The following is a 12,913-nucleotide window of genomic DNA, read 5'->3' as shown; positions in this document are numbered from 1 at the left end:
TCAGCCCTTTGTTCCAACGCCCGGCGGATCGTCCGCGATTCGGGCGTATAGGTAATGGTCCTGCCAGATGCCGTTGATCCTGAGATAGGATCGTAGCAGTCCTTCGCGCCGGAATCCGGCTTTTTCAAGCACGCGGATCGACCGGGCGTTGTCGGGAATACAGGCAGCTTCGATCCGGTGCAATCGCAGCGTTTCGAAGGCGAAACGCGTCACCACTCTTACGGCATCGGTCATCAGGCCGCGTCCGCTGAAGCGCTCGCCGATCCAGTAGCCGATATGGCCGCTTTGGGCGACCCCGTGGCGGATATTGCCGAGGGTGATACCGCCGGCCAGCTTGCCGCTGCTTTTCTCGAAGATGAAGAAGGCGATCGCCGTCCCCTGCGCGTAGTCCTCGCGGTAGCGCCCGATACGATGCCGCCACGCCGTGCGGTCGAGTTCGTCAGGGGTCCATCGCGGCTCCCACGGCTCAAGGAAGGCGCGGCTTTCACTGCGCAGCACCGACCACTCGCGATAGTCGTTGGTCAGCGGTACGCGCAGCGTGACAAGCTCGCCCTTCAGTGCCGGCAGGTCGCGGCGAAAGAAAGGGAGCGCGAACACGACGCTCGAGTAGGCTTAGACGGCGAGCTTGCGGGCAGTGGTCTGCGTGCCCGAAAGCGAATCGAGGATCGCCTCATAGGGCGCGAGCGTACCCACCGGCCCGACGGCTGTAAGCGTCGGCTTGGTCGAAAAAAGCCGCGACGACAGGTCCGTCAGCCGCTCGACCGTCAGCGCCGACAGCCGCTCCATCAACTCTTCCTTGGCTATCGGCCTGCCGAACAGAAGCAACTGCCTGGCGATCTGCGAGGCGCGGCTGGCCGGGCTCTCGGCCGACATGATCAGCCCGGCGCGGTACTGCGCACGCGCCCGGTCGAGCTCCTCCTGCAGGATGTTTTCACCGGCCTTTTGCAGCTCGTCGATGATCACAGGCACCAGCTCGGCAATATCGCTTTGTCCGGTCGCCGCATGGACCCCGAAGACGCCCGTGTCGGAAAAACCCCAATGGAAGGCGTAGACCGAATAGCACAGGCCGCGTTTCTCGCGGATTTCCTGGAAAAGCCGCGACGACATGCCGCCGCCCAGGATCATCGACAGGACCTGGGAGGCGTAGAAATCGCGGACGTGATAGGCGCGGCCCTCGAAACCCAGCACGATCTGCGCGTCCATCAGGTCGCGGTCCTCGCGAAAATCGCCGCCGACATACTGCGCATATTGCGGGATGGTGCCGTCGGCCTTGCCGCGGAAGCTGCCGAGACGCTTTTCGACCTCCCGCACGAAATCGTCGTGCTTGATATCGCCGGCCGCCACCATCACCATGTTCTCGGCGCCGTACTGTCGTTCGATGAAGTCGTGCAGCTGCTTCGAAGTGAAGGATTTGACGGTTTCCGGCGTGCCAAGAATCGAGCGGCCGATAGTCTGGTGGCGGAAGGCGGTCTCGGTAAAGTGATCGAAAACGACGTCGTCGGGCGTATCGTGCGCGGCGCCGATCTCCTGCAGAATCACATGCTGCTCTCGTTCCAACTCCTGCGGATCGAATTCGGATTCCTGCAGGATGTCGGAAAGGATATCGACGGCCAGCGGCACGTCGTCGCTCAGAACCCTTGCATAATAGGAGGTCGTCTCGACGCTGGTGGCGGCATTGATCTCGCCGCCGACGTCCTCGATCTCCGAGGCGATCTCGAAGGCGCTTCGCCGACTGGTGCCCTTGAAAGCCATGTGCTCGAGCAAGTGCGCCATTCCGTGCTCTTCGTCACGCTCGTTGCGTGCGCCCGACTTGACCCAGGCGCCAAGGGCAACAGATTCGAGGCTTGGAAGGGTTTCGGTGGCGACTGTCAGGCCGTTCGACAGACGGCTTACCTCAACACCCATATGGCAATTACTCCCTAACGCGCCGCCCGCGTGTGGCGGCCGACATAATCTTCCACCATTTTCAGGTCGGATGGAAGTACCGTGTATTTTTCCTCGGCACTCATCAACCCGCCTAGCCATGCAGGCAGGGCAGGCGACACGCCGCTGGCGGCTTCGACGGCGGCGGGAAACTTTGCCGGGTGCGCAGTGCCCAGCACCACCATCGGCACCTCACCCGCAGCCTTGCCGGCGGCCACATGCACGGCCGCGGCGGTATGCGGGTCGAGCAGATAGCCGCTCGCCGCAAGTGTGGTGCGGATGGTGGCGGCGACCTCGTCCATGGTGGCGCGGCCGGCGTCGAATTCGGACCGGATCTTGGCGATTTCGCCGGCCTCGATGGTGAAGGCGCCGGACTGCTTGAGCCCGTTCATGTAGCGCCGCACGGCCGAGGCATCGCGGCCGGACGCTTCGAACAGCAAGCGTTCGAAGTTCGAAGACACCTGGATGTCCATCGAGGGGGACGTGGTCGAAAAGACCCCCTTCATGCGGTATTCGCCGGTTGCCAGCGTGCGCGCCAGAATATCGTTGTCGTTGGTGGCGATGATCAGCCGTTCGATCGGCAGCCCCATCTTCTTGGCGGCATAGCCGGCGAAGATGTCGCCGAAATTGCCGGTCGGCACGGTGAAGGAAACCGGCCTGTCGGGCGCGCCGAGCGACAGCGCGGAGGAGAAATAATAGACGATCTGGGCCATGATGCGGGCCCAGTTGATCGAGTTGACGCCGGACAGCGATACCCGGTCACGAAAACCGTGGTCGTTGAACATGTCCTTTACCAGGCTCTGGCAGTCGTCGAAATTGCCTTCGATCGCCAACGCATGGACGTTTGCGGCGGTCGAGGTCGTCATCTGCCGCTGCTGTACCGGCGAGACGCGGCCGTGCGGGAAAAGCACGAAGATGTCGGTGCGGTTGCGCCCGGCAAAGGCATCGATGGCGGCCCCTCCGGTGTCGCCGGAGGTGGCGCCGACAATGGTGGCGCGCTGGTCACGCTCGGCCAGCACATGGTCCATCAGCCGTGCAAGAAGCTGCATCGCCACGTCCTTGAAAGCGAGCGTCGGGCCGTGGAAGAGCTCGAGCACGAAGCTGTTCGGCCCGGTCTGCACCAGCGGGCAGACGGCCTCATGGCGGAAGGTTGCATAGGCTTCGCGCACCAGCCGTTCGAACACCGGCGCCGCGATCTCGCCGCCGAGGAACGGCGACAGCACGCGGATGGCAAGATCGGGATAGGCAAGGCCGCGCATGGCGCGGATCTCGGCTGCGGAAAAATGCGGCCAGGCGCTCGGCAGGTAGAGCCCGCCGTCGCGCGCCAGTCCGGCCAGCACCGCGTCGGAAAATCCAAGCGCGGGCGCTTCCCCGCGGGTACTCACATATTGCATCGTCACGTTTCCATTGCTGCCGGGAATCTTCGCCCGCCGCGAGGTGGTGGATTTCTGCGCTGGATCAGTCGCATTTTTGCCGCGCGGTTGATATACGTCACCGGCTTTGCGAGAGGGAAGTGCAGTTCATGGCGTTTCATTCATTCAACGGTCGTTTTGTCGCGGGTGTGGCGCTCACCGGCTTTATGCTTGCCGCCGCAGGTTGCCAATCGAGCGACAATGGAATTCTCGGCTTCGGCAAAAAGGATGCGACGCCGCCACCGCCACCCGATCCAAAGGTGCTTTCCAGCCAGTTGCAGGCCTATTGCCCGAAAGTGACGTTGCGTGACGGCACCGCCTTCTTCAATACCTACGCCAAGAGCGGTCCGAAGCCGAAGAAAAAACCCGATGTTGCCGCCGAGGAAGCCGCCCAGCCGGCAGTGGACGCGGCAGGCGTCGATCAGCCGGACGATTCCGCCAAGATCATCTATCAGGCTTCGATCACCGATGTGACCCGCGACTGCAGCCGCGCCAACGGCTCCTTGTCGATGAAGATAGCCGTCGCCGGCAAGGTCGTGCCTGGCCCGATGTTCACCCCCGGGACCATCACCATGCCGATCCGCATCGCGGTGATGCACGGCACCGAAGTTCTCTATTCGCAGCTTCACTCCTATCAGGTCCAGGTTACCGATCCTTCGAGTGCCACGCAGTTCGTCTTCACCGATTCCAACGTCGTCGTTCCGGAGCCGACGGCGAAGGACTACCAGGCATATGCCGGGTATGACGAGGGCGCTTCGAAAGTAGCGACAGACAAGCCGAGGAAGAAGAAAGCCGCCGCGACCAACTAAGCCGCTGCATTCGTGCCACGGCGGTTGGAGGCGGCCTCTCAGGCGTCCGCCGACCATTCCGACAGCGCGGCGATCACGCTTTTCAGCTCCGCCCAGCGGCGGATGACCGTTTCCGCGCCGGCCTCGGTCAGCGCATCGGCGTGGCCGGGATAGCTGTGCGCCGCGCCGGTGAAGCCGATGACGCGCATTCCCGCCGTCTTGGCGCCGGTGACGCCATGCACCGAATCCTCGATGACAAAGGTGTTCGCAGGATCGGCCTTGAGCTTTTCCGCGGCGAACCGAAACACGTCCGGCGCCGGCTTGGATTTCCCGGTCGGGGTTTCCAGCGAGGAAAAGATACGGCCGGCAAAGAACGGCAAAAGCTGCACCTTCTCCAGCATGAATTCGATCCGCTCCGAGCGCGAATTCGAACAGACGCAGCGCGGCACTGCTACCGCGGCGACAGCCTCGTGCGCCCCGTCGATGGCACGCACGTCGCTGCGCAGCCTACGATCGACCAGCTGTTCCTCCTTGTCGATCAGCGAGGCCTGGAACGGGATCCGGGACTTTTCCTCGACCCGCATCATGATGTCCTTGAAAGTCAACCCGGCATAGACCTCGGAAATCTCCTCGGCCGATATCTCGTAGCCGGCCGAGGTCAACAGCTCGGCATCGATCCGCGCGGCGATGATTTCGGAATCGACGAGCACGCCGTCGCAATCGAAGATGACAAGGTCTGGCTGGGGCATGGTGATCCGGAAAGCGGGATGAAGGGAATGCCGAGGGCTTTTTGGTCCAAACGGCTCAGGCGGCGCGGCATACACCAACAGGCCGGGCTTCGCAAATTCGGCGGGCTGCTTCACTGAATATTTACGCTGATCGGTAACCATAACGGACAGTAAACAGTAACGCGTGCCTTGGGTGTCACAATGTCTGCCGTGCGTCTTCTCGACGAGCTTTCCGATGTTCCCCAGCAATCCGAGTGGCTGGATACGATCCTGAAGGGCGACTGCGTCGCCGCGCTCGAACGGCTGCCGGAAAAGTCGATCGACGTGATCTTCGCCGATCCGCCCTATAATTTGCAGCTCGATGGCGATCTGCACCGGCCCGATCAATCCAAGGTCGATGCCGTCGACGACCATTGGGACCAGTTCGACAGTTTTGAGGCCTACGACGCCTTCACCCGCGCCTGGCTGCTGGCGGCGCGCCGTGTGTTGAAGCCCAACGGCACGATCTGGGTTATCGGCTCCTACCACAATATTTTCAGGGTCGGCGCCAAGATGCAGGACCTGGGCTTCTGGATCCTCAACGACGTCGTCTGGCGCAAGACCAATCCAATGCCGAATTTCCGTGGCCGCCGTTTCCAGAACGCGCATGAGACGATGATCTGGGCATCGCGCGACCAGAAGGGCAAGGGTTACACATTCAACTACGAGGCGCTGAAGGCGTCGAACGACGACGTCCAGATGCGCTCGGACTGGCTGTTTCCGATCTGCACCGGCGGCGAGCGCCTGAAGAACGACAATGGTGACAAATTGCATCCGACGCAGAAGCCGGAAGCGTTGCTTGCCCGCGTCATGACGGCATCGACCAGGCCGGGCGACATCGTGCTCGACCCGTTCTTCGGTTCAGGCACCACCGGGGCTGTGGCCAAGCGGCTTGGCCGCCACTTCGTCGGCATCGAGCGCGAACAAACCTATATCGATGCCGCCATGGAACGTATCGATGCGGTCCGGCCGCTGGAAGGCGCCAATTTGACGGTACTGACCGGCAAGCGCGCCGAGCCGCGCGTCGCCTTCGTCACCCTTCTCGACAATGGCCTGGTGGCGCCAGGCGCCACGCTCTACGACGCCAAGAAGCGCTGGGCGGCAAAAGTGCGCGCCGACGGCACGCTGGCCATCGGCGACAGTGCCGGGTCGATCCACAAGATCGGCGCCGAGGTCCAGGGGCTGGACGCCTGCAACGGATGGACCTTCTGGCATTATGAGCGCAGCGGCGGCCTGACCCCGATCGACGAGCTTCGCCGCATTGCTCGGCTAGGCATGGAGCGGGCGGGCGCCTGACGGCTTCCGAGTTGCGGCAGATCGGTTAATGCGAAGGCTCAACCAACTCCTGGAACCGATTCAAATCACACTTTGATCCCAAGACTCTCAAGGTCCGCCCTGAGCGTCTTTGCATCGGTGAACAGCACCGACTGCCAGCCCGCCGCCTTGGCGCCGTCGACGTTCTTCTGGCTGTCGTCGATGAACAGCGTCGCTGACGGCTCGAGGCTGAACGCGGCGACGTGGTGGTCATAGATGGCGCGATCCGGCTTGATCTGGCGGATGTCGCCGGAAACGGTGACGCCGCGCGGCCGATTGAGGAAATCGAAGCGCTCGCGGGCCTCGGCGAGCGTATCTGCAGCGAAATTGGTGAGCATCGTCACGTCATGGCCGCTGTCGATCAGGCCGATCATGATGGCGACGCTGTCCTCATAGGCGTGAGGCACCATCTCGTGCCAGTGCCGGCGGAAATTGCGGATATTTTCGGCGTGCTCGGGATATTGCGCGATCGCCAGCGCTTCGGCCTCTTCCCAACTGCGGCCGCGATCCTGCTCGATGTTCCAATCATGCGTGCAGACATTGTCGAAGAACCATTTCCGTTCGTCGGGATCGGGGATCAAGCGACTGAAGGGCAGGTCCGGATCATAGTGGATCAGCACTTTGCCGATGTCGAAAACGATGTGGCGGATTTCAGTCATTCTTCTCTCTTTCAACGCGGCCGCTGCTTTTTCGTCGCGCCCGGTATCGCCGCTTCGATTACCTTTTTCATGACGCTCGGCAGCGCTTCCCCGGAAATTTCATGGGCCAGCGACCAGAAATGCCCGACCGGGGCGGCAACGTCGGTCTCCGCCTTGAACACGTCGAGTTCAAGCGCAAAATGGGTAAAGATATGGCCGATGCGTCCGGCCTGCTGCCAGTTGCCGGGGAGCGGGGCCGCCGCTTCCGTGGTAGCGCCGTCTATGCGCGCCGTCCAGCCGGTCGTCGGCACCTCAGTCATGCCGCCGAGCAGGCCTTTGTCCGCGCGCTTGCGCAGAAGGATGGCGCCGTCGCACCTGACGGCAACGAAGGCGGCACCGCGGCGTAAGGGTCTTTCGGCCTTGGGCAGGCGGACCGGAAAGCGTTCGGGGTCGCCCGAAATCGTGGCGCTGCAGTCCACCCGAACAGGGCACAGAATGCAGCGGGGCCGGCGCGGCGTGCAGATCGTCGCGCCCAGGTCCATCATCGCCTGCGCGAAGTCGCCGGGCCTTGTCGGGGGAACCATGCGTTCGACCTGGCCGCGTATCTCGCCCTTGGCTTCGCCCAGCGGCGTGGCGATCGAAAACAGCCGTGAGACGACCCGTTCGACATTGCCGTCGACGACCGCGGCTGGTCGGTCGAAGGCGATCGCTGCGATCGCCGCCGCCGTATAGGCGCCGATGCCGGGCAGTTCCTTCAAGCCGGACTCGCTGTCAGGAAAGCGGCCGCCTTGCCGCGCGACGAGATCGGCACAGGCTTTGAGGTTACGAGCGCGGGAATAATAGCCGAGCCCGGCCCAGGCCTTCATGACGTCTTCGGTCGGTGCCGCCGCCAGCGCCTGGACCGTTGGCCATTTCTCTGCGAACGCCCGAAAATAGGATTTTACCGCCTCGACCGTGGTTTGCTGCAGCATCACCTCGGAAAGCCAGACCAGATAGGGATCGGGCCGCGCTCCGCCCGCCAGCGCGCGCGGCGAAACGCGCCAGGGCAAGTCGCGGTGATGCGTGTCGTACCAGGCAAGCAGCCGGGAGGCGATCTCGACATTGTCTCCGGATACGGCCTTGCGGGTCTGGTCGTGCAGTGCCATTGATCGAGGGTCGGCCCTAATCCACTGGTGCTGAAGCTGGAGAACGCACATGGCAGGGAAAAGGCCCTTCGGCAATCCCGTTCCGGTGAGCGATCTCGCAACCGAGATCCTCGACCCAGTGCTGCGCAAACGGGCCGGTATGTCGATCGGACTGGTCCAGTCATGGGAAGAAATTGCCGGGCCGCGGCTTGCCGGCCGCTCGCGCCCGGAAAAGATCCAGTGGCCGCGCCGCATACATGAGGACGATCCTTTCGAACCGGCGGTGCTGGTGATTGCCTGCGAGGGTGTGGCGGCGCTGCATCTGCAGCACGAGACCGGCCAGATCATCAACCGGGTCAACGCCTTCCTCGGTTTCAATGCGATCGGTCGGATCAGGATCGTGCAGAAGCCGGTAATGGCGGGCAAGGACAAGCCGAAACCCAGTTTGCGGCCATTGACTGCGGCCGAGAAAGCGAAGCTGTCGGGCACCGTTGGTTTGATCGAGGACGGCGGGCTGCGCGCCTCGCTAGAGCGGCTTGGCGCCACCATTCTCGGTCAAAAGAAACCGTGATCTCGCGCTATCGTGATGGTATGCCCGGATTTGGCGATTGGAATAGGGGCGGTAATGCCTTAATTCGCGCCAACTCTCGCTTTTTGTAGACTTTGCATTGCAAAATCCAACTATTGCCAGGTGATTCGTATGATCCGTTCCTTGTCCCGCAGAAACCTTTTGACTTCGCTGGCCGCAATACCAGCGGTGGCGCTGCTTGCCGCCTGCAGCGACTCGGGCGAGAAAGCCGAGGCGCAGGATGTGAAGCCTGCGGCTCCGGAACCTGCGAAGCCGGCCGCTCCGGCCGCCGCGGCGGCGCCGGAGGCTCAGGGCACGGTCGATATGGCGGCACTGCTGAAGCCCGGCGCATTGCCCGACATGCAACTCGGCAAGGACGATGCAAAGGTCACCATAGTCGAATATGCATCGATGACCTGCCCGCATTGCGCGCATTTCGCCGAGACCACTTTTCCGGAGCTGAAGACGAAATATATCGACACCGGCAAGGCCCGTTACATACTGCGCGAGTTTCCGTTCGATCCCAGCGCCGAGGCCGGTTTCATGCTGGCGCGCTGCTCCAAGGACAACTATTTCCCGATGGTCGACGTGCTGTTCAGGCAGCAGGCGAACTGGGTTGGTGTGAACAATACCAAGGACGCACTGCTGCAAATCGCCAAGCTTGCCGGTTTTACACAGGAGTCCTTCGAGGCCTGCTTGACGGACCAGAAACTTCTGGACGATGTGAGATCCGTCCAGAAGCGCGGCGCCGACGAATTCAAGGTCGATTCCACACCGACCTTTTTCATCAACGGAAAGACCTACAAAGGGGCGATGTCGATTGCGGAAATGTCGGCCATCATCGACCCTCTGCTCTGACGTTTCGGCAGCGCCGAAGCGGCGTCGCTTCGGCGTGCGCACTTCTTTGTCTTGCCGCGGGGTCTCCTTGCAAAACCGCGGAACAGCGTTGCGAAACTTGGCTATGGGCCGGCGCGAATGAAGTTCTCGCGCCTTCGCCTGCTCGGCTTCAAATCCTTCGTCGAACCCGGCGAGTTCGTCATCGAACGCGGCCTGACCGGCATAGTCGGGCCGAACGGCTGCGGCAAGTCGAACCTGGTCGAGGCGCTGCGCTGGGTTATGGGCGAAAGCTCCTACAAGAACATGCGTGCGTCCGGCATGGACGACGTCATCTTTTCCGGCTCGGGAACGCGTCCGGCCCGCAACACCGCCGAAGTCACGCTGTTCCTCGACAATAGCGACCGCACCGCGCCGTCCGCCTTCAACGACGCCGATGAGTTGCAGGTCTCGCGCCGCATCGAGCGCGAGGCCGGCTCGCTCTACCGCATCAACGGCAAGGAGGCTCGCGCCAAGGACGTTCAGCTGCTGTTCGCCGACCAGTCGACCGGCGCCCGCTCGCCCTCGATGGTCGGCCAAGGCCGCATAGGCGAGCTGATCCAGGCAAAGCCGCAGGCGCGCCGCGCGCTGCTGGAAGAGGCGGCCGGAATTTCCGGCCTGCATACGCGCCGCCACGAAGCCGAGCTGCGGCTGAAGGCGGCGGAACAGAACCTCGAAAGGCTGGACGACGTCGTCGGCGAGCTGGAAAGCCAGATTGAAAGCCTGAAACGCCAGGCCCGCCAGGCCTCGCGCTTCAAGAACCTGTCGGCCGACATCCGCAAGGCCGAAGCGACGCTGCTGCATCTGCGCTGGACGCTGGCCAAGACGCAGGAAGGGGAAGCGCGTTCGGCGCTGGCGATTGCCACCGCGCTGGTCGGCGACCGTGCCGCCGCCCAGATGGCTGCCGCCAGGGAACAAGGTATCAACGCCCACCGGCTGCCGGACTTGCGCGATGCGGAAGCCGCTGCCGCCGCCGCCTTCCAGCGTCTGTCGATCGCCAAGGCGCAGATCGAGGAAGAGGCGGGCCGCATCCGCGCCCGCCAGGCAGAGCTCGACCGCCGACTGCAACAGCTCGATGGCGACCTTGCCCGTGAGGAGCGCATGGTCCGCGATAATGCGGATATCCTCGAACGCCTCGCCGCCGAAGAAGCCGCGCTCAATGCCGAAAACGCCGGCGCCGCCGAGCGCGAGGCCAGCACCCGCGCGGCTTTCGAGCAGGCGGCATCGACGCTTGCCTCGAGCGAGGTCAGGCTCGCCGCGCTGACCGCCGAACGGGCGGAGGCTGCCGCCTCGCGCAACCAGATCGAACGGACGCTGCGCGACACCGCTGAGCGCCGCGACCGCTTTGCCCGCCAGCTTGCCGATGTCGACCGCGAACTGTCGGAGATCGTCTCCAGGGTCGCCGGCCTGCCCGATCCCGCCGAGAAGCGGCTACTGGTCGATCAGGCGCTGGCGCTGCTCGAAAAGGCCGAGGCAGCCGCCATTGCCGCCGAACAGGCGGTCGCCGAGGCGCGTGCAGACGAAAGTGCTGCCCGCCCACCGGTTCAGGACACAAAGGCCGAGCTGGCGCGGATCGAAACCGAGGCCCGCACGCTGGCCAAGATCCTCAACGCCGCCAGCGGCGATCTATTTCCCTCGGTGCTGGAGCAGATCAGCGTCGAGCGTGGCTACGAGACGGCGCTGGGTGCCGCGCTTGGCGAAGATCTCGACGTGCCGCTCGACCGCAGTGCGCCGGTGCATTGGGGCCAGAGCGAAATCCAGCCTGCCGACGCCGCATTGCCCGAAGGCATAAGGAGCCTCGCCAGCGTTGTGCGTGCGCCGGCACAGCTGGCCCGCAGGCTGGCCCAGATCGGCATTGTCGAAGCCGCCGACGGAAGACGGCTGCAGACGTTGCTTGCTCCCGGTCAACGGCTGGTCAGCCGCGAAGGCGCGCTCTGGCGTTGGGACGGCTTCACCGCCAGCGCCGATGCCCCGACCGCCGCCGCGCAGCGGCTGGCGCAGAAAAACCGGCTGGCCGAGCTCGATGCCGAAGTAGTCCATGCCACGCGCGCCCTGCGCGAAGCTGAACAAGCCCTTGCCCGGGCCGAACAGGCGCGTGCCCAGGCGAGCGAGGCCGAACGCAACGCCCGACAGGCCGGACGCGATGCCCAGCACGGGCTCGATGCTGCCCGCAATACGCTGGCCGAGGCCGAAAGAGCCGGCGGCGAGCTGTCGAGCCGGCGTGCAGCACTTGACGAGGCGCGCGCACGCATTGTCGACAGCCATGAGGAAACGGCGGCGGCATTCGTCGAGGCGGAAATGCTGCTGCAGGACGCGCCCGATCTCGGCGATCTGCAATTGCAGCTCGAGCAGTCGGCGGCCAACGTCGCCCGCGACCGCGCCGCCCTTGCCGATGCGCGTGCCGTTCACGAGGGCCTGAGGCGGGAAGCCGAGGCACGTGCGCGTCGGCTCGATGCCATCGGCGCGGAACGGTGCAACTGGGTGGAGCGAGCCGAAAACGCCTCGACACAGATCGCGGCGCTCGGCGAACGCAAGGCGGAGGCCGAGGCCGAGCGCGAGCAACTGGCCGACGCCCCCGACGAGATCGACGCCAAGCGGCGCGCCCTGCTGTCGCAACTCGCCGAGGCCGAAAGCCTGCGCAAGGCGGCGGGCGACCGCTTGCAGGAAGCGGAGAACCGCCAGTCCGAGCTGGACAAGGCTGCGACTGCTGCCATCCAGTCGCTGGCCGAGGCGCGCGAATCCCGCGTTCGCGCCGAAGAGCGGCTGACCGCCGCCGACGAGCGTCGGCTGGAAGTCGAGGCGCGCATCCAGGAAACGCTGAACACGCCGCCGCATCTGGTGATCCGCCACACCGGCCTCGAACCCGACAGCCCGATGCCCGAAATGGCCGAGATCGAGCGTCAGCTCGACCGGCTGAAGGTCGAACGCGAACGGCTCGGTGCCGTCAATCTGCGCGCCGAGGAGGAGCAGAAGGAACTGTCGGACCGGCTGGAGACCATCGTCTCCGAGCGCGACGACATCATCGAGGCGATCCGCAAGCTGCGGCAGGCGATTCATAGCCTGAACCGCGAAGGCCGCGAGCGGCTGCTCGCCGCCTTCGAGGTGGTCAACGGCCATTTTCAACGGCTGTTTTCGCATCTGTTCGGCGGCGGCACCGCCGAGCTGCAACTGATCGAGTCCGACGATCCGCTCGAAGCGGGGCTCGAGATCCTGGCGCGTCCGCCCGGCAAGAAGCCGCAGACGATGACGCTGCTGTCCGGCGGCGAGCAGGCGTTGACGGCGATGTCGCTGATCTTCGCCGTGTTCCTGACCAACCCGGCGCCGATCTGCGTGCTCGACGAAGTCGACGCGCCGCTCGATGACCACAATGTCGAGCGTTTCTGCAATCTGATGGACGAAATGGCCGCAACCACCGAAACGCGCTTCGTCATCATCACACACAACCCGATCACCATGGCGCGCATGGACCGGCTGTTTGGGGTGACCATGGCCGAGCAAGGCGTCAG

11 protein-coding genes are annotated in these 12,913 nt (G+C 64.1%); 5 read left to right on the top strand and 6 right to left on the bottom strand.

Annotated elements, in window-relative coordinates:
* From NKH60_RS15590 to thrC, 3 genes are read right to left on the bottom strand one after another with little or no spacing between them, the layout of a single operon-like run.
* Complete coding sequence (locus NKH60_RS15590) at nt 1-597, bottom strand: GNAT family N-acetyltransferase (RefSeq protein ID WP_352470647.1); 597 nt, start codon at nt 595-597, stop codon at nt 1-3.
* A gap of 15 nt (nt 598-612) precedes the next feature.
* A complete protein-coding gene (locus NKH60_RS15585) occupies nt 613-1,905 on the bottom strand; it encodes a M16 family metallopeptidase (RefSeq protein WP_352612426.1) in 1,293 nt (430 codons plus the stop codon).
* Nucleotides 1,906-1,919: 14 nt separating this feature from the next.
* On the bottom strand, nt 1,920-3,317 hold the full coding sequence (gene thrC / locus NKH60_RS15580; protein ID WP_352501950.1) for a threonine synthase: 1,398 nt from the start codon (nt 3,315-3,317) through the stop codon (nt 1,920-1,922).
* Between the two features lie 128 nt (nt 3,318-3,445).
* Here thrC and NKH60_RS15575 point away from each other — a divergent pair, with 128 nt between their 5' ends.
* Entirely contained in the window at nt 3,446-4,144 is a 699-nt protein-coding gene (locus tag NKH60_RS15575) for a hypothetical protein (protein ID WP_352612429.1), read from the top strand.
* A 38-nt stretch (nt 4,145-4,182) separates the two neighbouring features.
* On the opposite strand, the gene NKH60_RS15570 is transcribed toward NKH60_RS15575, so the two are convergent.
* Entirely contained in the window at nt 4,183-4,872 is a 690-nt protein-coding gene (locus NKH60_RS15570; RefSeq protein ID WP_023674153.1) for an HAD family hydrolase, read from the bottom strand.
* Between the two features lie 180 nt (nt 4,873-5,052).
* Here NKH60_RS15570 and NKH60_RS15565 point away from each other — a divergent pair, with 180 nt between their 5' ends.
* The gene (locus NKH60_RS15565) at nt 5,053-6,186 is read left to right on the top strand and encodes a site-specific DNA-methyltransferase (protein ID WP_352470643.1); all 1,134 of its coding nucleotides are present in this window, start codon (nt 5,053-5,055) and stop codon (nt 6,184-6,186) included.
* Between the two features lie 65 nt (nt 6,187-6,251).
* Here NKH60_RS15565 and NKH60_RS15560 read toward each other — a convergent pair whose 3' ends face one another.
* Both NKH60_RS15560 and mutY read right to left on the bottom strand, forming a co-directional pair.
* Entirely contained in the window at nt 6,252-6,863 is a 612-nt protein-coding gene (locus NKH60_RS15560; protein ID WP_352470642.1) for an HAD family hydrolase, read from the bottom strand.
* Nucleotides 6,864-6,874: 11 nt separating this feature from the next.
* Complete coding sequence (mutY, locus tag NKH60_RS15555) at nt 6,875-7,987, bottom strand: A/G-specific adenine glycosylase (protein WP_352612431.1); 1,113 nt, start codon at nt 7,985-7,987, stop codon at nt 6,875-6,877.
* 49 nt (nt 7,988-8,036) lie between these two features.
* On the opposite strand from mutY, the gene NKH60_RS15550 reads away from it, so the two are divergent.
* The 3 genes from NKH60_RS15550 to smc all read left to right on the top strand — a co-directional run.
* The gene (locus tag NKH60_RS15550; protein WP_352612433.1) at nt 8,037-8,537 is read left to right on the top strand and encodes a DUF721 domain-containing protein; all 501 of its coding nucleotides are present in this window, start codon (nt 8,037-8,039) and stop codon (nt 8,535-8,537) included.
* 129 nt (nt 8,538-8,666) lie between these two features.
* Entirely contained in the window at nt 8,667-9,392 is a 726-nt protein-coding gene (locus NKH60_RS15545; protein WP_023674158.1) for a DsbA family protein, read from the top strand.
* A 117-nt stretch (nt 9,393-9,509) separates the two neighbouring features.
* Nucleotides 9,510-12,913: chromosome segregation protein SMC (gene smc, locus NKH60_RS15540; protein WP_352872645.1), on the top strand; the 3,404-nt coding region annotated here is incomplete at its 3' end.

This window comes from Mesorhizobium sp. M1006, assembly GCF_040318825.1.
Lineage (GTDB): Bacteria > Pseudomonadota > Alphaproteobacteria > Rhizobiales > Rhizobiaceae > Mesorhizobium.
Note: the sequence above shows the minus strand (reverse complement) of the source record. Positions and strands in the feature narration are given on the sequence as shown.